The 20,196-nt window shown below is 69.3% G+C and carries 16 protein-coding genes; 7 read left to right on the top strand and 9 right to left on the bottom strand.

Going from position 1 to position 20,196, the window contains the following annotated elements; translation table 11 throughout:
• The first annotated feature begins 4 nt into the window (after positions 1 to 4).
• Genes KA248_02970 through KA248_02950 form a run of 5 tightly spaced genes read left to right on the top strand, consistent with a single transcriptional unit; the run spans position 5 to position 6,871 of the window.
• A complete protein-coding gene (locus KA248_02970; GenBank protein ID MBP7828861.1) occupies positions 5 to 1,063 on the top strand; it encodes an SDR family oxidoreductase in 1,059 nt (352 codons plus the stop codon).
• A complete protein-coding gene (locus KA248_02965) occupies positions 1,056 to 1,505 on the top strand; it encodes a dTDP-4-dehydrorhamnose 3,5-epimerase family protein (protein ID MBP7828860.1) in 450 nt (149 codons plus the stop codon). Before KA248_02970 ends, KA248_02965 begins: the two co-directional genes overlap by 8 nt.
• Positions 1,506 to 1,518: 13 nt before the next feature.
• Positions 1,519 to 2,472, top strand: a complete 954-nt coding sequence (locus KA248_02960) for an SDR family oxidoreductase (protein MBP7828859.1) — start codon at positions 1,519 to 1,521, stop codon at positions 2,470 to 2,472.
• Positions 2,469 to 3,338 (top strand): glycosyltransferase, encoded by an 870-nt coding sequence (locus KA248_02955; protein ID MBP7828858.1) that lies wholly within the window; start codon positions 2,469 to 2,471, stop codon positions 3,336 to 3,338. Before KA248_02960 ends, KA248_02955 begins: the two co-directional genes overlap by 4 nt.
• Before the next feature lie 50 nt (positions 3,339 to 3,388).
• Positions 3,389 to 6,871 (top strand): prolyl oligopeptidase family serine peptidase, encoded by a 3,483-nt coding sequence (locus KA248_02950; protein MBP7828857.1) that lies wholly within the window; start codon positions 3,389 to 3,391, stop codon positions 6,869 to 6,871.
• Here the strand turns inward: KA248_02950 and KA248_02945 are convergent.
• From KA248_02945 to KA248_02935, 3 genes are read right to left on the bottom strand one after another with little or no spacing between them, the layout of a single operon-like run.
• The gene (locus KA248_02945; GenBank protein MBP7828856.1) at positions 6,865 to 7,875 is read right to left on the bottom strand and encodes a glycogen-binding domain-containing protein; all 1,011 of its coding nucleotides are present in this window, start codon (positions 7,873 to 7,875) and stop codon (positions 6,865 to 6,867) included. The two genes, KA248_02950 and KA248_02945, sit on opposite strands and share 7 nt — an antisense overlap.
• A complete protein-coding gene (locus tag KA248_02940; GenBank protein MBP7828855.1) occupies positions 7,872 to 8,552 on the bottom strand; it encodes a response regulator transcription factor in 681 nt (226 codons plus the stop codon). Before KA248_02940 ends, KA248_02945 begins: the two co-directional genes overlap by 4 nt.
• A complete protein-coding gene (locus KA248_02935; protein ID MBP7828854.1) occupies positions 8,549 to 10,567 on the bottom strand; it encodes a HAMP domain-containing histidine kinase in 2,019 nt (672 codons plus the stop codon). The genes KA248_02940 and KA248_02935 overlap by 4 nt, the downstream gene beginning before the upstream one ends.
• Positions 10,568 to 10,659: 92 nt before the next feature.
• Here KA248_02935 and KA248_02930 point away from each other — a divergent pair, with 92 nt between their 5' ends.
• Positions 10,660 to 13,056: a metallophosphoesterase gene (locus KA248_02930; GenBank protein MBP7828853.1), complete on the top strand. Its 2,397-nt coding sequence runs from the start codon at positions 10,660 to 10,662 to the stop codon at positions 13,054 to 13,056.
• 109 nt (positions 13,057 to 13,165) lie between these two features.
• Positions 13,166 to 13,828, top strand: a complete 663-nt coding sequence (locus KA248_02925) for a hypothetical protein (GenBank protein MBP7828852.1) — start codon at positions 13,166 to 13,168, stop codon at positions 13,826 to 13,828.
• A gap of 65 nt (positions 13,829 to 13,893) precedes the next feature.
• Here KA248_02925 and KA248_02920 read toward each other — a convergent pair whose 3' ends face one another.
• From KA248_02920 to KA248_02895, 6 genes are all read right to left on the bottom strand, one after another.
• A complete protein-coding gene (locus KA248_02920; GenBank protein ID MBP7828851.1) occupies positions 13,894 to 15,180 on the bottom strand; it encodes an insulinase family protein in 1,287 nt (428 codons plus the stop codon).
• Positions 15,171 to 15,896: a 1-(5-phosphoribosyl)-5-[(5-phosphoribosylamino)methylideneamino]imidazole-4-carboxamide isomerase gene (gene hisA / locus KA248_02915; GenBank protein MBP7828850.1), complete on the bottom strand. Its 726-nt coding sequence runs from the start codon at positions 15,894 to 15,896 to the stop codon at positions 15,171 to 15,173. The genes KA248_02920 and hisA overlap by 10 nt, the downstream gene beginning before the upstream one ends.
• Positions 15,893 to 16,513, bottom strand: coding sequence for an imidazole glycerol phosphate synthase subunit HisH (gene hisH, locus KA248_02910; protein ID MBP7828849.1), 621 nt, complete (start codon positions 16,511 to 16,513; stop codon positions 15,893 to 15,895). Before hisH ends, hisA begins: the two co-directional genes overlap by 4 nt.
• Before the next feature lie 92 nt (positions 16,514 to 16,605).
• The gene (gene hisB / locus KA248_02905; protein ID MBP7828848.1) at positions 16,606 to 17,196 is read right to left on the bottom strand and encodes an imidazoleglycerol-phosphate dehydratase HisB; all 591 of its coding nucleotides are present in this window, start codon (positions 17,194 to 17,196) and stop codon (positions 16,606 to 16,608) included.
• A 92-nt stretch (positions 17,197 to 17,288) separates the two neighbouring features.
• On the bottom strand, positions 17,289 to 19,319 hold the full coding sequence (locus KA248_02900; protein MBP7828847.1) for a cache domain-containing protein: 2,031 nt from the start codon (positions 19,317 to 19,319) through the stop codon (positions 17,289 to 17,291).
• A complete protein-coding gene (locus KA248_02895; GenBank protein MBP7828846.1) occupies positions 19,316 to 20,023 on the bottom strand; it encodes an AAA family ATPase in 708 nt (235 codons plus the stop codon). Before KA248_02895 ends, KA248_02900 begins: the two co-directional genes overlap by 4 nt.
• Between the last annotated feature and the right edge of the window lie 173 nt (positions 20,024 to 20,196).

Genomic DNA, 20,196 nt, shown 5'->3' with positions numbered 1-20,196 from the left:
GACCATGAAGGTACTCGTCACCGGCAGCGAAGGCTACATCGGCTCCGTCCTCACGCCCCTCCTCCAGCGGGAGGGCCTCGACGTCACCGGGCTGGATACGGGCTTCTTCCGCGAGGCCGCGTTTGTCCCGGCCGACACCCCGCCGCCGCCGCTGCTCCGGAAGGACACCCGCGAGGTCACGCCCGACGACCTGCGCGGCTTCGATGCCGTCGCGCACCTCGCCGACCTGTCCAACGACCCGATGGGCGAACTCAAGCCGGAGATCACCCGGGCCATCAACCACCGCGGCTCGATCGCCCTCGCCCGCGCCGCGAAGGCCGCCGGCGTGCCGCGCTTCGTCTACAGCTCCTCGTGCAGCGTGTACGGCGTCGCCACGACCGAGGAGGTCGCGGAGGAATCGCCGGTCAACCCGCAAACCGTCTACGCGGAATGCAAGGTGCTCGTGGAGGAAGAGCTCAAGCTCATGGCGGACAATGCCTTTACCCCGGTGCTCCTGCGCAACGCGACGGCCTACGGCGCCTCGCCCCGCATGCGCTTCGACCTGGTGCTCAACAACCTCTCCGGCTCCGCGTGGACCGCGCGGGAGATCCGGCTGCAGAGCGACGGCACGCCCTGGCGGCCGCTGGTCCACATCCGCGACATCGCCCGGGCCTTTCACCTCGCGCTGACCGCGCCGGCGGAAGCCGTCCGCGGCGCGGTCCTGAACGTCGGCGGCAACGACCAGAATTACCAGGTCCGAACCATCGCCGACATCGTCCGGGAGGCGTTCGACGGCTGCCCCGTCGCGCTCACGGGCGGCGGCGCGGATTCGCGAAGCTACCGGGTCCGGTTCGACCGCATCCGCCGGGTCCTGCCGGAGTTCCGGTGCGAGTGGGACGCGCGGCGCGGCGCGCGCGAACTGCGCGAGGCCTTCGAGCGCGTCCGGCTGGACCGCGACGGCTTCACCTCGCGGCACTACACGCGGCTCAAACAACTGAAATACCTCGTGGAGGCCGGCCGGCTGGACGGCGCCTTCCACTGGACGCCGGAAACCCCGAACCCGGAAGGAGCGCGCCATGATTGACGGCATCCGCATCACGCCCCTGCGGCAGATCCCCGACGAGCGCGGCAAGATCATGCACATGCTGCGGGCCAACGACCCGCACTTCGAGAAGTTCGGCGAGATCTACTTCGCCACCGCCTACCCCGGCGTGATCAAGGGCTGGCACCTGCACAAGCGCCAGACCCAGAACTATGCCTGCCTCCAGGGCATGATCAAGGTCGTTCTCTACGACCCGCGCCCGGACTCGCCGACGAAGGGCGAGGTGCAGGAGGTGTTCATGGGCGAGGACAACTACCTCCTGCTCACCATCCCGCCCGGGATCGTCAATGGCTGGAAATGCATCGGCACGAAGACCGCGCTCCTCGCCAACTGCGCGACGGAGCCGCACGCCGCCGGGGAAATGGACCGGATCGATCCGTTCTCCCCGGACATCCCGTACCGGTGGGACATCAAGATGCAGTAAGGGCGGCCCGGCCATGAACGTGTTGATCACCGGCGCCTTCGGCTACCTCGGCGGGCGCATCAGCCGCCACCTCGCGGACCAGGACGGGCTGTTCCTTCGACTCTGCACGCGTCGGCGGGATTTCCCGGCGCCCGACTGGCTGCGGAGCGGGGAGCTCGTTCCCGCCGAGTTTCCCGGCACCGATCCGGCCGCGCTGTGCGAAGGCGTGAACGCGGTCGTCCACCTCGCCGCGCTCAACGAGAACGACTGCGCGGCCGATCCCGCGAGGGCTTTCCAGGTCAACACGGCGGGCACCTGGGCGCTGCTGCAGGCGGCGAGGAAGGCCGGCGCGGAGCGGTTCATTTTCTTCTCCACCGCGCGCGTGTACCGCGAGCCGCTGGAGGGGCGCGTCGACGAGACCCAGGCGCCGCGCCCGGTCCACCCCTACGGCACGACCCACCGGGCGGCCGAGGACCCCGTGCTCGCGGCCCACGACCGGATGGAGTTGTGCGGCGTCGTCCTGCGGCTGTCCAACGGCTTCGGCGCGCCGCTGGACGCCGCGGTCAATCGCTGGACGCTGCTCGTCAACGACTTGTGCCGCACCGTCGTGCGCGAAAAGAGGATCGTCCTCAAGTCGCATGGGCTCCAGCCGCGCAACTTCATCACCTTGGAGGACGTCGCCCGGGCAGTGGAGTATTTCCTCGGCCTGCCGCGGCCGGCCTGCGGCGACGGCCTGTTCAACCTCGGCGGCGAGGCCTCCGCGAGCGTCCTCGCCATGGCCCAGCTCGTGGCCCAGCGCTGCAAAGAGGTCCTGGGATTCGAACCGCCGATCGAGCGGCCGGTTCCAAAGCCCGACGAAGCCGTGCCGACGCTCGACTACCGGATAGACAAGCTGAAATCCACGGGCTTTGCCTTGCAAGGGTCGTGGGAGCGCGAGGTGGACGATACGCTGCGCCTGTGCGCGCGGGCGTTCGGGGGGCCGGCGTGAAGATCAGCGGGTTCACCTTCATCCGCAACGGCCACATGCTGGGCTTCCCGTTCGAGGAGTCCATCCGGTCTGCCCTGCCGCTGGTGGACGAGTTCATCGTGGCCATGGGCGAGTCGCAGGACGACACCGAGGCGCGCCTGCGCGCGATCCGCGACCCGAAGCTGCGAATCATCCCGACGACCTGGAACGAGCGCATCCGGAGCGACCTCGGCGTGAAGGGCTTCGTCTACGGCCAGCAGAAGTCCATTGCGCTGTTCAACTGCACGGGCGACTGGGCGTTCTACCTCGAGGGCGACGAGCTCATCCACGAGGACGACATCCCGAAGATCCGCGCGTCCATGGAGCGGCACCTGGACAACCCGCGGGTCGAGGCGCTCTACTTCCGCTACCTGCACTTCTACGGCAACGGCCAGACGCTGGCCTCCTCGCCCGCCTGGTACCGGCGCGAGGTCCGGATCCTGCGCAACACGATCCCGGCGTGGGCGCCCAAGGGGCTGTTCTTCATCACCTTGACGTCGCCCAAGGGCGGGCGCTACCCGCGCGCCGCCGACAGCGACGGCACGATCTACCACTACGGCTGGGTGCGCTCCGAGCAGCAGATGATCGAGAAGTTCGAGCAGGTCGGCAAGTTCTGGCCGGGCCGGAAGCCCGAGATCAAGCTCGACGAGATCGATCCGCAGTCCTTGAAGCCGTACACGGGCACGCATCCCGCGGCCATCCGCGACTGGCTTCCGCCGGGCCAGGGCCTGTTCCAGGCCAACCCGAACCACGTCCTGACCCGCCGCGAGCGTAAGAATCGCTGGGTGGCGCGGTTGGAACGCCTGACCGGGCTGGATTTCTCCAAGAGGCACTTCTACTTCGCCTGACCAGACGCCTGAACCCCGAGTCGGCCGCGGGGTATGTTTTCACGCACCCGGTGAACACTGTGAAAGGATTCCTGCGCACTGGCTTGATCGCGGCCTTCCTCTGTGGAACAGGACTGCTTGCCTCCGCCCGGATGTGGCCGGATTCCTCGGCCCGCATCGTGGTATTTTCCGACCAGCTTCCGCCCGGCCTCACGGCTGCCCAGCGCCAGTTCGCCGCGACGAACCTCGCCGGCACCCAGAAGATGCGGCGCACGGACATCCAGGCCCTCCGCGTCTACAACACGAATTTTCTCTGCCTCCATTACCAGCTCGGCGTCGGCAACGGGCCGGAGCTGTTCCTCGACGGCGACGCGTGGACCTCGGACTGGAGCTTCGTGACGACCCAGACCAACTGGTTCATGCTCAACGCGCAGACCCAGCGCGTCTACCACACGACGTGGAACTGGTACCTGATGGACTGCACGTACACTGGCGGCCTGCCGCGCACCGGATTCCCGAATTACTGGATCACCACCTGCCTCGCCCGCATCCGGTCCACGGAAGGCGACGGCGTGTTCGCGGACAGCTTCACCCAGGACGCCTACTCCTTCGGGTTCTGCAACCCGACCCACCCCTGGATCGAGGATCTCGGCCTGTGCGTCAGTAACTGGATCCCCGCGCTTCATTCGTTCGGCGGCGCGTGCAAGGCCGCGTTCGAGGCCGATCCCGGCGGCTTTCTTTACCTGCCGAATCTCGGCGGCCTGATCACGAGCTGGGACCCTACGGATTTCGGGCTCGGTCACGGCGGCATGATCGAGGGCTTTTGCTACTGGGGCACCGGCAACTATTTCAGCGGGGACGACTGGCGGTTGCAGATGGACCGCGCCCTCGCGCTGGTCCGCACCGGCAAGACGGTGATCGGCCAGAGCTACCCGGACACCTCCGCGTACGCCGACCGGATGTTCGCCGTCGCGAGCTACCTCCTGATCAAGGGTGCGCGGACGTACCTCTGCCTGCTGACCACCGGCGACGTGGCCTTGGAGTACTACCCCGAATACACGATCGCCCTCGGCGGGGCCACGTCGCCCCCGCCGGCCTCGACCGCCGCGGCCTGGCACGCGCCATGGGGCGTGTACCGGCGCGGCTACACGAACGGGTGGACGCTCGTGAACCCCGGCGGCAGCGCCGCGGCCATCCCCAACCTGGGCGGCACCTTCTACCGCGTCACCGCGAGCGGCGGCGGCGCGGTGGACGGCGCGGGAAATTACGGCGGCAGCCTTTCGTACACGCCGGTCACGTCACTGACCGTGGCGGCCTACTCGGGCGAGGTCCTGCTGTTCCAGTCGCAGGCGCCGAGCAACACCCAGCCGGCGGCGCTGTCCGCCGTGCACCGCTCGGGCCAGACGTTCCTCACGTGGCGCGAACGGAGCGACCTGTCGGGCGAGCGGTACCGCGTGTACCGGCACACCGCGCCGATATCGGCGACCAACCTGTCCCAGGCCGTGCCGCTCTACACGCTGCAGAAGGGCTCCGCCCGCTTCCACGCCAACCGGTACAACGTCGGGGGCGGCGGCACGTGGGCGCCGCGCTACACCGAGCGTTTGGTGATCACCAACGGCGGCCCGCAGCTCGGCGTGAGCACCGGCCTTTTGGTCTGGACGCTCGCGACCAACGATTTCGGCGGCGGCACGACCGGCGACGCGTACTACGCGGTCACGCTGCTGATCGGGGCGGCGGAGAACACCGGCGACTTTTCCGCGGCGAACAGTATCGGACCGGTCGCGGAGGGCGTGGCCGATCCCCTGCCGGTGCTGCTCACGAACTACCCCGCCGTGTCGGGCGGCGGGGCTGTGCGTATCTACATCCAGTACATGGACCTGCGGAACTGGAATCCGACCTTCCACGCGCCTCACGCGCGCAACGGCTGGTACGGGCAGGGCGGACTCGATCCGGCGGTTACCGGCGCGATCCAGTACGCCTACGATTACGCCGTGGTCGAGCCGTCGTGCGTGACCAGCCCCGCGCCGGCCTACGTCAGCCTCCACGGCTGGGCCGGAAACACGTACGGGCCGGTCACGGCCGACCCGGACGCGTACGACTGGTGCTGCTACAAGATTTTCCCGACCGATGTGAGCGAGACCTGGTTCTTCGGCTTTGCGCGAAACTGCGATTACCGGACGGACGCCGATCCCGCGGCCGGCGATACGGTCGAGAACTTCACCGAGCGCCGGGTCCTGCGCATGCTGTACGACCTCGTCCGCCAGCCGCCCGGCCCGCCGGTGGATACGAACCGCGTCTACGTCTTCGGCGGGTCCATGGGCGGCAGCGGCGCGCTGGCACTGGCCCTGCGCTATCCCCACGTCTTCGCGGCCGCCTACGCCAGCCAGCCGATGACCGACTACTCTACGCAGGGCGACGCGGGCGGCACGCCGTGGAAGAACGACATCGAGTGGAAATGGGGAAACGTTGTTCTAAACCTGCCCGCGCGCAGCGACGCGCCGGGCGGCTGGGCGGACGCGCTGAAGCCGTTCGACGGGACGGGCGTCTGGACGTGGCAGAACCACCGGCGCACCGCGTCCAATGCCGTCGCGCGGGCCACGGCGCCGCTGGGGATCGGGCACGGCACGAACGATTTCATCATCGAGTGGCCGACGCAGGGCGGGCCGGTGTACCCGGCCTTCAACACGGGACGGCGCTGCTGGGGCGGCGCGGTCATTGACGCCGGGCACTCCTGGATGGGCTGGAACGGCCTGCCGCCGACGATCGCCCCGGATGGCTCCCTGGCGCCTTTCCAGCGGTTCACCGCGCGCAAGGACGAATCCGTGCCGGGTTTAAGCAACGCGGAAGGCGACGCCCCGCTCCCCCCGGCCGGGCCCGGCGGCTACAACCAGGAAGTAGACTGGTCGGCGAGCTGGTACGATTGGGATGGCGCGCCCACGGACACGACCAACCGGTGGCAGGTCAGCCTGCGCAGCCTGAACGGCACCACGCAAACCGTGGATGTCACCGCGCGCCGGCTCCAGCGCTTCCCCGTCGCGCCGGGGACGCGCGTGCTGTGGAGGAATCTCCTGGTCGCCAACGGAACGACCTCGCAGGTCGGCGTCGCCGCGGCGGACGGCGAGGGCCTGATCACAATCCCGCAGGCGCGGGTCACGCCCGGCGGCAACCGTCTGCGGCTGGACGCCGACGTCGGGCCCGACAGCGACGGCGACGGTATCCGCGACTACTGGGAGGATGCCTTCGGATTCAGCAGCGCCGACACGAACGACGCGGTGTCGGACGCCGACGGCGACCGGTCGCCCAACCTCGACGAGTACCGGGCCGGCACCCTGCCCCGGGACGCCGCCTCGGTGTTCCGCATCACCCGGTACGACGACGCCGGCCTCGCGTGGCGCGGCGCTCCGGGCTTCCGCTACGAGGTGGAGACCACGCTGGCGCTCGCCACGCCTTTCGCGGGTTACATCGCCGTGACCGCGGCCGCGTCGCAGGCCGAGGCGGTTGTCCCGTTCGGCGACAGCACGTCCCGGTTCTGGCGCGTGCGGGTTGACTATTGACGCGGCCGCCCGGCGTACCGCGGATCGTTTTCGTCGAAGCGGAAGACGACGTCCTGTTCCGCATCGAGCCGGAGCACGGTATTGAATCCGCCGCGCTCGTCGTCCTGGAACTCGTCGCCGCGGACGTCGCAGAGCCAGCGCCGGTAGTGGCCGACCATGAACTTGTAGTGGTGCACGCCCGCGGGCAGGCGCTGCGTGATCCTCCACACGCCGTCGTCGCCTCGCGTCATGGGCAGGTTCTCGGTCCAGTCCTGGAGCCAGTCGCCGAGCAGGTAGACCTGGTGGACGTCCTCCGGGAGCTGGATGCGCTCGAGGCGGACGGGCAGGTCGAGGCCGTCTTTCATTTCGGGCAGCAGGATCAGCCGCTGGCGGTGGCGTTCGTAGACCGGCGTGGAGATCACCAGCTCGTATTCGCCCGCGGGCAGCGGGCAGGCAAAGCGGCCTTCCGCGTCCACGTCCGCGTACCAGACCGGCCGTTCGACGGGCCGCTCGTCTTCAGAGGCCCGGCCCTCGACGCGGAGATGAACCGGCGCGGGCCGGCGCCCGTCCCACGTTTCAATGGATCCACGCAGGGTCACCCGCGCCGCGTTCCGGGCCTTCTCCCAGCGCGCGAGGGCCGACGGGGCCTTGCGCCGGAGCAACTCCGCCACGGCCCGGGTATCGTCGCCCGCGAGGGCCAGCAGTTTCGCGGCGGCGGCGTCCACGACCCGCGCGTCCGGGCTGTCAAGCAGGGCCTCCAGCATCGCCCGGCCTTCCGCGTCGCGGCCCTCCCCCAACCGGCAATACGCCAGCCGCAGGCGCGCGGATTCCCGCAAGGCCGGGGCCGCCCGTTCGTCGTTCGCCAACCGCTCGTAGCGCTCCGCCGCGGCCGCGAAGTCGCCCGCCCCCTGCTCCAGGTAAAAGGCTTCCTCCCAGGCCACGGCGGGGACGTCCTCCGCCCGCGCGGGCACGGTCAGCGACGCGGCAAGAAGCGCAAAACATATGATCTGCAGGCTCGTTTTCATGGCTCGAATTTGTATCCGTAGGTGCGCAGGGTCAGCAGGTGGGCCGGCCGGCGCGGGTCCTTCTCGATCTTCTGCCGGAGCACGGTGACGAACCGGTCCACGGTCCGGTCCGTGCCCTCGTAGTCCAGCCCCCAGACCCGGTCGAGGATCTGCTCGCGGCTCAACACGCGCCCGGCGTTCAGCGCCATGAACTCCAGCAGGCCGTACTCGCGCGGCGTCAGCGGGACGGCCTCGCCGTCCCGGCGCAGCGTCTTGGCCTGCACGTCCAGCACGCAATCCCCGAAGGCTAGCTGCGGCGTCGCCGGCGCGGCGGACGCGCGGTGCAGCAGGGCCTGCATCCGGGCCGCGAGCGTGTCCACCTTGAACGGCTTGCGTACGAAATCGTCCGCGCCGACCTGGAAGCACAAGAGCTCGTCCTCGTCGGCCGTGCGCGCGGTCAGGATAAGGATGGGCACATTCACGTTCAGCTCGCGGAGCCGCCGGCACACGTCGTAGCCGTTCAGCCGGGGCAGCATGAGGTCCAGCAGCACGAGGTCGGGCTTCACCTCGCGGGCAATCCGAAGGGCCGTCACGCCGTCGCCCGCCGTGACCACCTCGTATTCACGCTTGCGCAGTTCGAGTTCAAGCCCCGTGCGCAGGGCCACGTTGTCTTCGACGACCAGGACGCGCGGCTTCACGGCCCCGCCCCCCCGCCCAGCGGCAGTCGGATTTCGAAGGCCGAGCCCTCCCCGGGCCCGGAGCGGACGCCGATGCGCCCGCCGTGCGCCCGGACGGCGGCCTGCACGATGGCGAGCCCCACGCCGATGCCGCCGACGCGCGCGGCCAGCGTCGTGTCGGCGCGGTAGTACGGCTTGAAGATGTGCCGCAGGACCTTGGGCGGCATGCCGATCCCGTTGTCCGTCACGGTCAGCACCGCCTGCGCGCCCTCTCGCCGCAGGCCGACGGCGATCCGCGGCGCCTGCTCGCTGTATTTCACCGCGTTGTCCAGCAGGTTCAGGAGCGCCTGGCTGATCGCCTGGGCGTCGAACCGTCCCGCGTAGTTCCCTGGCGCCACGTCCACCCGGACCGCGTCCCCGGCGCCGGACTCCACGGAGAAGAGCCGCGCGGCCTGCCGGACGATATCATCCAGCCGGCCCTCGCTGAACGCCGGGCGGCGGGCGGCGCGACGGCCCCGCGCGTAGGCCAGCAACCGCTCGACCAGTTGCTGGATCCGTCCGCTTTCGGAACGAAGCAGCCCGGCGACCTGCCGGCGGGTGGGCTCGTCGAGGGCCGAGTTCTCCAGGGACTCGGTAAGCACGGAGATCGCGGCCACGGGCGTGCGCAGCTCGTGGCCGACGCGGTCCAGCATGTCGGCCTGCAGCTTCGCGAGGCTCGCCGAGCGCCCGACCCGGTAGAGCATCGCGCCGAGCCCGGCCAGCAGCCAGGCCACCGAGAGGCCGAAGGTCCACGTCAGGTAGCGCGTCCGCGAGGCCGCGAGCCGGCGGAACAGCGACGAGGAGTCGAGGTCGTACCGCACGATCACGAGGTCCAACGGGGCGGGAAGCGTATGCGCCAGGACGGAAGGCCGGTCCGGCGCGGCGCGCGGCGCGCCGGCGGCGGTCCAGTCCAGCGAGCCGCCGTGGGCGTCCGTGAACCGCCGGAAGACCGGCCCCAGGACCTGGGACACGAGGCCCGTCGCCGAGACTTCCCAACCGATGCGCCGCCCGTCCTCGAGCGGCCGCGCCAGGTCCACGAGCAGCATGCCGGCCGGGCCGGGCGCGGGACCGGACGGCACAACGCGCTGGAGCGGCAGGTCGGGCCACGCGGTGAAATGAAAGGGCCCCTCCCCGTGTTCCTGGATCAGCCGATCGATCCGCTCGAACCAGCGCGCCGCGCGATCGAGCCGATCCAGGCGCGGATCGCCGCCGGGCCGCCACCGCCGCAGGAACACCGCCAGGAAGGCCGGCTCGCCGCGTCGCGGGAAACGGTCAGGTCTCCCGAATTCCTCCAGTGCGCGATCCGCCCAAACCGGGACGCGGTCGGACAGGCCCGCCACCGCCGCGGCCTCCAGGGCACGCAGCGCCGCGGGCAGGCGCGCGGCGCCTTCATCCCGCGGCGCGTTCCACCACTCCTCGTACAGATCGAGCGCAGCCTCCGGCCGGCCGCGCGTCGCCTCGCGCGCGGCCGTTTCGGCGAGGACCGAGGCGCGGACCTCCGCGGGCAGCGGGGACGACGCCAGCACCTCGCGGTAGAGCTTCAGCGCCCGCTCCGCGTCTCCGGCGGGCGCGCGCCGCGCTTCGAGCAACCGGCCGCGGGCGGGATGTCCGGCCGACAGGTCGGGCCGGTCGCCGAGCGTCGGGGCCGCATACGGCCGGTAGAGCACCGGCTCGCCCGGTTCGAGGAAGAAGACCGTTTCGACGAACGATTCCGCCGCAGCGCGGTTTTCCAACACCTGAAGCAGTTTCGCCCGGGCCTCCAGCCCGAGGGCCGCCAGTTCCGCCTCGCAGGCCTCGCGGTACTGGCGCGCCGCCGCGGCCCGGACGCTGCGGACGTGCTGGTGCGCCAGGAGGACCAGCGCGGCGCAGGGCACGACGACGAGGACCAGCAGCAGGAACAGCGGCCGCCGGGCGTCGTGGCGAAGATACAGATCGGACACGGGCATCTCCATCGTCTCCCGCGGGTACCGGACCCGCGGCCATTCTGACGGGCTCATGTTACCGGATTGTTACCGAAAAAAACAGCGCGCGGTAATAATCGGGTAACGTGCCCGCGCGAGGCTTCTTGGCAGAGAGGAAGGAGCCTGCCATGAAAAAGGAAAAACGATTGACCGTTCTCGGGCTGGCCGGCCTGATGCTGTTCGGCCTGGCGGCGGAGTCCCTCGCCGTCTCGCTCACGCGCGGGCCGTACGTGCAGATGGGCCACTTCACCAACCAGGCGACGATCGTGTGGTATACCGACTCCTCTTCCGACAGCTGGGTGGACTACGGGCTGACCGAGAGCTATGGCTCGTTTGCCGGCGGCAACACGGGCACGCGGCACGAAGTCACGGTCATGGGGTTGCAGCCGGGGACAAGCTATTATTACCGCGTGCGCAGCGCGGGCGTGAACCTGGCCGCGAGCCGATTCAAGAGCGCGAAGGCCCCCGGGATGCCGTTCCGCCTCGCGATGTTCAGCGACTCCCACTACGGCAACACGGCGGGGCTCGGCGCCCGCATGGCCCTGTACGATCCGGATCTCATGCTGGCGGCGGGCGACATCACCGACGACGGGCTTGTTTCGGAAATCGACAACAACGTCTTCTCCGGCTTCTCCGGGCTGATGAGCCGCATCCCGATGTACTGGACGCCCGGCAACCACGACACCCGGGATGACTTTGCGGCGTGCCGGGAGGTGTTCACCCTGCCGGGCGACGAGCGAAGCTATTGGTTTGAGTACGCCGACGCGCAGATCGTTTCGCTGAACGCGGAGGGGCTGCCCGGCCCGGCCTGGCTGGACGGGGCGCTGGCCGCGTCCGCCAAGCCCTGGAAGATCGTCTTCTTCCACGAGCCGGCGCGCTCGCCCGCCGCCGGACACGGCGAAGAGGAAACGATCCGGGACCAATACGTTCCCATCATGGAGCAACACGGCGTCCAGCTCGCGCTCGCGGGCCACAATCATTTCTACTGGCGCAGCATCCCGCTCAACGGCGTGTCGCACCTGATCACGGGCCGCGCGGGCGACCGGACCCGCGACCTCGGCGAGATGCCCTGCTACTCGCAGGCCGGCATGGACGGGAGCGTGGCCAAGTCCTTTGCCATCGCGGATTTCGACGGCCCGTACATGCAGATCCGCGGAATCAAGGAGAACGGCGACGTGATCGACGACATGGTACTGGACCGCGAATGCGCGTTCGTCCTGGACGGCGCACTGGACGCGTCGGCCGTGCCGGTCGCCGCCCGCGCCGGCGGGCAGACGATCTGGGCGGCCGTGGCGGGCCGATATCTCTACCTGGCGACGGAGGACGCGGGCGAGGGCTCCGATGCCTACATGTTCGTGTCGGATTCGACGGGCGGCCTGGTCGCCAGCCCATGGGCCAAGGCCGGCTCCGTGATGGCCTGGGACGCCTTCCTTGCCGACGAGGACGGCAGCGCGTACAGCGGCTGGTTCACATCACTCGGAGCCCCTTTCAACGATTTACTCACGGCGCGCTCGGCCACGCCCTGGTGCAACGGGGCCGTCCTGGAAGGAGTCATCGATCTCCACGAGGCGTACGGCGGCGTGCCGGAGACCCTCTATCTCGCCGCGGCGGCGTACGCCACGGCCGACGGCGGCGCGCTGGTTCCCGCCTCGCAGTGCCCGGCCGGCAATGCCAACGGGGACATCGAGGCCGGCGAGTTCCTGGCCGTGAACACCGCCGACCTTGTTCAGCCATTCGTATTGGACGGGGCGGCCGATCACGAGGACTATGTCGTCGCCGATAACAACGGCATGAAATTGTGGGCGGCGGTCCACGGCGAGACGCTTTACGTGGCCACCTGGGCGGCCGGCGATTCCGGCGGCCCCAACGATCATTTCATTTTCGTCAGCGACACGCCCGGCGCGGCCGCACCCGCCCCCTGGGCCAAGGCGGGCCAGGTCGCCTTCAACGAAACGGCCAAGCCGTTCCTCGCCGACGAGGGCGCCGGGAACTGGGTCGCCTGGCACAACGGCGGCGCCTCCGCGCGGCAAGCCGCGGCCGCCGTCAACTCGGGCCAACTGGAGGGAACGATCAACCTGATCGAGGCGTTCGGCGTAGTGCCGGAGACGCTGTACATCGCGGTCGCGCCGTACGCCACGGCGGACGCGGGCGCCCTGTACGCGCCGTCCCAGGTGCCGGAAGGCGATGGGAACGGGAATATCGACGCCGGCGAATTCCTCGCCATCCCGGTGGCCGCGATCCGGGACGCGAACCTCGACGGGAAGCTCGACATCCTCGACCCCAGCCACGGGTTCGTCATGCGCTCGACCGAGCGGGACGGGGGCGCGGCGCCGTATTCCGTCCGATGGCCGTCGCAGCCGGGCCGAAGCTACCGGGTGCAGAGTACGGACGACCTGAAGCAGCCCTTCGCGGACCGGTCGGGCGAACTGCCGGCGGGGCAAGGCCAGTTCACGATGACCTACTCGGACACCGCGCCGCCGGCGAGCGGCCGGCGCTTCTACCGCGTGCAGCTTCTGGACCCGTAGGCCCGGGAACTGCAAAACCGCCCGGCCCGCTTGAAACGGCGCCGGAGGTGGGCTACGTTTCGGCGCCATGTGGCCTGCAACCCATTGAACAGACAATAAAAGGCGCGCCATGCCTCCTTCCCGCTATTCCAGCCGCGTCGTTTCTCTCGAGCCGCTGTCGGATTCCGGCTATCTCCTGACCTTCGAGCGACAGGGCCTCGAGTTCGAGGCCGGGCGGCTGATCACGATCCACGGCCGCGTCCCGACGGAGGACCGCAGCTACACGATCGCCAGCGGCGAAAAGGACGAGCATCTCCAGGTCCTGTTCCGGCACATCCCGGCGGGCAAACTGACGCCGCAGCTGGTGCAGAAGAAGCCGGGCGACCCGATCGAGTTCTCCGGACCGTTCGGCGAGTTCACGGTGCGTGACCCGGCGCACCCGGTGGTTTTCATCGCCACGGGCACGGGCGTCGCGCCGTGCCGGGCCTATCTCCGCAGCCATCCCGGCCTGCCGCTGACGCTGGTCCACGGCGTGCGCGTGGCGCAGGACCTGTTCTTCCGCGGGGAATTTGAAAAGGCGCGCTACCTGCCCTGCGTGACGCGCGAGGAGGGCGCGGGCTTCCACGGCCGCGTGACGGAGTTCTTCAAGACGTTCGATTTCGACCGCGGGGCGCACTTCCACCTGTGCGGCGCGAACGAGATGATCTTCGACATGCAGGTCTTCCTGATGGGCGCCGGCGTGGCCGAGTCGAACCTCTTCACCGAGGCGTACTACTACCGGTTGCACTCGTAGGGGGGACACGGCTCGCCCTCCATCAACAGACAGGATGTGGAGGGCGAGCGTCCCCGCGAGCCGAGTCAACCCAGCCGGGCGATCTTGTGGCGGATCATGTCCGTGTGGCGGGTGGCGTCGCCGGGGGAGACCATGGCCACGCTCAAGCGGCGCGGATTCAGCACGGCGCGCGCGACGGCCTGGATGTCGCCCGTCGTGACGGCCTCGAGCCGCTCCAGGACCTCGGCGGGCTGGATCAGCCGGTTGTAGCACAGCAGGTTTTCACCCACCCACATCATCTGGTTGCTGGCGCTCTCGAGGCCGATGCGGAGCTGGCCCCGCGCAAAATCCTTGGCCCGGCGCAGTTCCCGCTCGCCGACGGGCTCGCCGCGGAACTTCCCGATCTCCGCCAGGACCAGGTCGAGCGACCGGGAGACCCGCTCGCGGTCCACCCCGGCCTGCACGCAGAGCAGCCCGGTCTCGTCGAACAACTGGACGCTGCTCTGGATGGAATAGGCCAGCCCGTGTTTCTCCCGCACGATCTGGAACAGGCGGGAGCTCATGTTTTCGCCCAGGATGATGCTCAACAGCTTCAGCGCGTAGCGGCGGGGATCGTGCCGGCCGAACAGGCGGAAGGCCAGGGCGATATGCGGCTGCTCGACTTCCTTGGCGTGCACGGCAACGTCCCGCTGGCGGACGGTCCGGTCCGCCCGCCGGCAGGCCGGGGGCGCCTTGCGGGGCAGGCCGGCGAGCGCCCACGCGGCGCGGTCCACGCATTCCGCGTGGTCCACCTTGCCCGCCAGCGCGACGAGCGTAGTGCCGGCGACATAGTGCCGCGCCTTGAAGTCGAGGAGGTCCCGGCGCCGGATGCGCCTCACGCTCTGCTCCGTGCCGACCAGCGGGCGGCCGAGCGGATGATCCACCCACGCGAGCGAGCCCAGGATCTCCTGCACAAGCTGGTGTGGCTGGTCGCGGTACATCGCGATCTCTTCCAGGATGACGCCGCGCTCCTTCTCCAGGTCGGCCGGATCGAACCGCGGGCGCCGGTACATGTCGAAGAGGATATCGAAGGCCTCCCATTGGTACTCGGCGGCGATGCGGGCGTAGTAGCAGGTCGATTCCTCCTGCGTGAAGCCGTTGAAATAGCCGCCCCGCCCCTCGATGGCCTGCGAGATCGCCCGCGCGCTGCGGGTCGCCGTGCCCTTGAACAGCATGTGCTCGATGAAATGGCAGACGCCGGCCTGGCGGCCGGATTCGAAGCGGCTGCCCACCCCCGCCCAAATGCCCATGGCTACGCTCTCGAGCCCCGGCATCGCGGCGGTGGCCACGCGCAGGCCGCCCGGCAGCGTGGTCGACTCGAAGTTCAGGCGCACGCGGCCTCCCGGAGTTCGGCGAGCGTTGCGCGCCCCTCGTAGAGCGCCTTGCCCACGATCGCGCCGGCGAGGTGGGGCCGCCCCAGCCCCCGCAGCGCGCGCACGTCCTCCGCGGACGTCACGCCGCCCGAGGCGATGACGTCGCAGGCCACGGCCGCGCACATCGCGTCCATGGCGGCCGCGTTGACCCCGGCCAGCATCCCGTCGCGGGAGGTGTCCGTGTAGATCAGGCAGCGGATGCCCATGCCCTCCATCCGCCGGGCCAGGCCCGTCGCCGTCATCGCCGTGGTCTCCGTCCAGCCCTTGACCTGGACCCGCCCGTCCCGGGCGTCGATGCCCACGGCCAGGCGGTCGCCGAACCGGGCGGCCAGCGCTTGCACCTGCTCCGGTTCGGCGCAGGCGCGCGTGCCGAGGATCGCCCGGCGCGCCCCGGCATCGAGCACCGCCTCGACATCCGCGTCCGTCCGCAGCCCGCCGCCGAATTCGATCGGGATGGCGATCGCCCGCGCGATCGCGCGCAGCACGGCCAGGTGCGCCGGGCGCCCCTGGAAGGCGCCGTCGAGGTCCACGACGTGGAGCCATTCCGCGCCCTCGTCCCGCCAGCGCCGGGCCATCTCGACCGGGTCGTCGGAATAGACCACGGCATCGTCCGCGCGCCCCTGCCGCAGCCGCACGCAGCGCCCGCCTTTCAGGTCGATCGCCGGGAGGATGATCATCGGCGGTCCGCCCAGCGCCCGAAGTTGCGCAGCATCTGCAACCCGTTTTTCTGGCTCTTTTCCGGGTGAAACTGGACGGCCAGGACGTTGTCCCGCCAGACGGCCGAGGTGTACTCCAGCCCGTACCCGGTCGTGCCGGCGTCGACCTCCGCGCTCGTTTTCTCGGCGTAGTAGGAGTGCACAAAATAGAAGTACGCGCCGTCCGGGATCTCCCCGAACAGCGGGCAGTCCGGGCGGAGCTGGCAGACGCGGTTCCAGCCGATCTGCGGCACCTTCCACTCCGGCGGCAGGTCGAACCGGCGCACCCGGCCCGGGAGGACGCCCAGCCCGGCCACCCCGGGGGATTCCTCGCTGCCCTCGTACAAGACCTGCAAGCCCAGGCAGATGCCCAGGAACGGCCGGCCGCCCGCGATCCACTCTCGCACGGCCTCGACGTAACCGTGCCGTACGAGATGATCCATGCAGTCGCCGAAGGCGCCGACGCCGGGCAGGATCACCGCGCGGCAGGCCTTCATCTCCTCCGGCCGGGCCAGGATGGAAAACGGCAGACCCAGGAAGCGGCAGGCGTTGCTGACGCTGCCCAGGTTACCCATGCCGTAGTCGATGATGCCGATCATGGTGACTGCTCGAAGTAACGTCCGCCTGCTGTAGTGGCGCGTCTGTGACGCGCCTGGCGGCTCATAGAGCCGCCGCTACAACATGGGCCCTTTTATATTTTTCCCTTGCTGGACGGGACGCCTTTCACCCGCGGATCGCGGGCGCAGGCCGTGCCCAGCGCGCGCGCGACGGCCTTGAACACGGATTCATAGATGTGGTGCGGCTCCTTCCCGTACATCGTTTTGATGTGCAGGTTCATTCTCCCCTGGACCGTGAACGCGCGGAAAAACTCCTCGATCAGGCCGAGATCGAAATCCCGGATCTTCCGCTTCCGCGGCTCCACCTCGTAGACGAGGTACGGCCGGCCGCCGAGGTCCAGGGCCACGCGGCTCAAGGATTCGTCCATCGGCACCACGGCCCAGCCGTAGCGGACGACGCCCTTGCGGTCGCCGAGGGCGCGGTTCAGCGCCTCGCCGAGCACCAGCCCGACGTCCTCGACGGTGTGATGATAGTCCACGGCCAGGTCGCCCTTGGCGCGCAGCTCCAGGTCGCAGAGGCTGTGCCGGGCGAACAGCTCCAGCATGTGGTTCAGGAACGGGATGCCGGTGCGGACGCGCGCGAGGCCCTCCCCGTCGAGGGCGAGCTTCGCCCGGATGGAGGTTTCCCGCGTCTCCCGGTTGATGACCGCCGCTCTCTTTTTCATGTGCGCCTTTCGCCGGGCGAGGGCCCGGACTGCGGCCCCATTATAGGCCGCGGGGGGCTGGCGTCAAACCGGGGTGAGGCGGGCCCGCCGCGCTACGCCCCCGAGCCCGTCCGCCGGACGCAGAGGATGGCGATATCGTCGGACTGCGGGGTATCGCGCACAAAATCCTTCACGCCGCTCATGATGGTCTGCACGATCCGGGCCGACGCATCGCACGCGCGGCACCGGGCGAGCAGCGCCTCCAGGCGCGCGTACCCGTACAATTGCACGTTCCGGTCCGTGGCCTCCGTGACGCCGTCGGTGAAAACAACGAGGCCGTCGCCCGGCGCAAGCTGCACCCGGCGGGATTGATAATCGGCTTCCTCGATGACCCCGAGCGGCGGGCCGGGAGGCAGGGCCAGCAGCCGGCAGCCGCCGATCACGGGCATCACGAACGGCGGCAGGTGGCCGGCGTTCGTATAGACCAACTCCCCGGTCCGGGTATCCAGGATGCCCATCCAGGCCGTCAGGAACATGCACAGGTCGTTGCCCTGCAGCAGGTCCCGATTCACCATCCTGAAAATGACATCGGGCTCGACGGATTCCTTGATCGCGATGTGCCGCAGCAGCGCGATGCTCCGGGACATGAACAGGGCGGCCGGGACGCCCTTGTCCGAAACGTCGCCGACCACCAGGGCCAGGCGGTCGTCGTCCACGAAGAAGAAGTCATAGAGGTCGCCCCCGACGTCCCGGGCAGGCACGAGTTCCGCCACCAGGTCGATCTCCCGCCGCTCCTTGAGTTCCGCCCCGTGCCGGGGCAGCATGTTCATCTGGATCTCGTGGGCGATCCGCAGCTCGCTCTGCATACGCTCCCGCGCGGCGATCGTCTCCTTCAGGTTGGCCAGGTATTCCTTGAGCCGCTGCTCCATGCTGCTCATGGTGGCGGCCAGGCGGCTGACCTCGTCGGGGAACGTGATGGCGAGGATTTCCTTCGCCTCGTCTTCCGGCATCGCGAAATCGCTGGCCTGGAGCCGGTCGGCATGGCGCGTGAGCCGGGCCAGCGGACCCGTCAGGCGCGAGACCAGGAAGCAGGCGCCGATCATGCTGAACAGCACGATAAGCCCCACGTACAGGGCCTGCCGCGCGATGATCCTTCGGGCGGGCTTCTCCATTTCGTCCTTGTACACCGACGAGGCCAGGTACCAGTTGAGCGGCTCGAATTTCTCGACGTGCGCGTACTTGGTGTACGCGTAATGCCCCGGGTCGCCCGGCTTGTCCCACTGGTACTGGTACGGCGCCCCGGGATTCTCGGCGGCCCGCACGAAATGGGTGAAGAGCGACCTCGCGACGGCGGTGTCGACGGACGTCATCGACGGGTGGATCAGGAACCGCCCGTTTTCGTCGAACAGGAAAAAGTAGCCCGTCTCCGCCACCTTCACCTGGCGGAACGTCGTCTTCAATACCTCCATGATCTCGTCCATCCGCCGCGCGGCGTCCGCGTCGATGTCGTCGATGTAGACCCCGGTGCCCACGTACCAGCCCCAGTTCGCGTAGGGCTGGAAATACAGCAGTTTCGGCACCGGGTTGGTCTCGCCGCGCCGCGGCCAGGCGATCGTGCAGCTCCATTCACCCGCTTGAAAGATCTCCGACTCCATCGTCGCCAGGATGGGCCGGCCCAGCGAGTCGCGGGTCGCCGACATGTCGCGCCCCCGCACGGCCGGATCCGGGTGCGAGACGGCGCAGTGGTTGGTGTCGTAAATGATGAAGTAATCGTCGTTGCCGTAGCGGAACTCCTGCACGGTTTCCAGGGCCCGCTGCCGCGCCTCCGCCTCGCTCATGGCGCCCTGCCGGTACAGCTTGTGATACGCGTCGATGTGCGAGACGACCACGCTGGTCAGGTTTCGCAACTGCTGGTGGTACCGCTCCATCGCGTACCGGCGGAACGCCTCGAGGTCCTTGTACTGGCTCGCGACGTTCAGTTTGACCACCCGGAGGACGTTCAGCGCGGATTCGTCGCCCGAGGCCAGCATGGCCCGGGTCACCTCCGCGCGCTCGAAGAGCATGAAGGCGACGGCCGTCACCAGCAGCACGCCGGTCACCATCAGCACGATGAGCAGCTTGAAATTGCCGAAGAATTTCATCATCCGTTCTCGCGCGAAGGGGCCAGGAACGGCCGCGGGTCTTCCATGAAGGCCCGGTAGAAGCGGTAATGCTCCGTGTCGCGGTAGTCGACCGGCCGGATGGCGGGCCCGTCGAAGCCGTAGAGCCGCGCGCCCGGGCAGGCCATGAGAATGGGCGAGTGCGTCGCGATGACGAACTGCGCGTGCCCGTCGAGGCTCATGGCGTGCAGCAGCCGCAGCAGGTCCACCTGGCCGCGCGGGGTCAGGGCCGTCTCGGGCTCGTCCATCAGGTACAGGCCCTTGATCCGGTAGCGGGCGCGGAAATAGGCCATCAGCGACTGCCCGTGCGACTGCGTCCCGAAGGCCCGCGGCCCGAAGAACTCCTGCATGGCCTCGTCGCGGTCCGCGACCTGCGCGAAGTTGAAGAAGGTCTCGGACGAGAAGAACGAGCCCGGCACCGGGTCCCGGCTCCAGCGCAGCTCGACGGCGCGGAGGAACGCCTCCTCGTCGGCGGTCGTGTCCGCAAACCCGCCCCAGATGAAGATCCCCGCGTTCCGGCACAGCGCCCGCAGCAGGGTGGACTTGCCCGAGCCGTTCTCCCCGACGAAAAACACCACCCGGTGGTTCAGGTCCAGCTCCAGCGTGTTCAGGAACGCGGGCAGGTCGAAAGGATAGCGGTCCCGCGCCGGGTATCGCTCGGGCCGGAATCGAATCCGCTCAAGGTGCATGGGCCTCCGCCATGGCCGGCATCTTCGCATCCCGCCCGACCATGTCGAGCCCGAAGCAGCCGTTCGCACTTCGGGCTGAACAGCCGGCTCGTAGCGCCTGCTGTACAGCGGGGGCTACGACCCCGCTGCGGTTCTCGCCGAAAAGCGCCGCCCTGCGAACGGCCTAAGTCCGC

The sequence above is a fragment of the Kiritimatiellia bacterium genome, assembly GCA_018001225.1.
GTDB lineage: Bacteria > Verrucomicrobiota > Kiritimatiellia > CAIQIC01 > JAGNIJ01 > JAGNIJ01.
The sequence above is the reverse complement of the archived record's forward strand: the minus strand, read 5'-3'. Positions and strand labels throughout refer to the sequence as shown.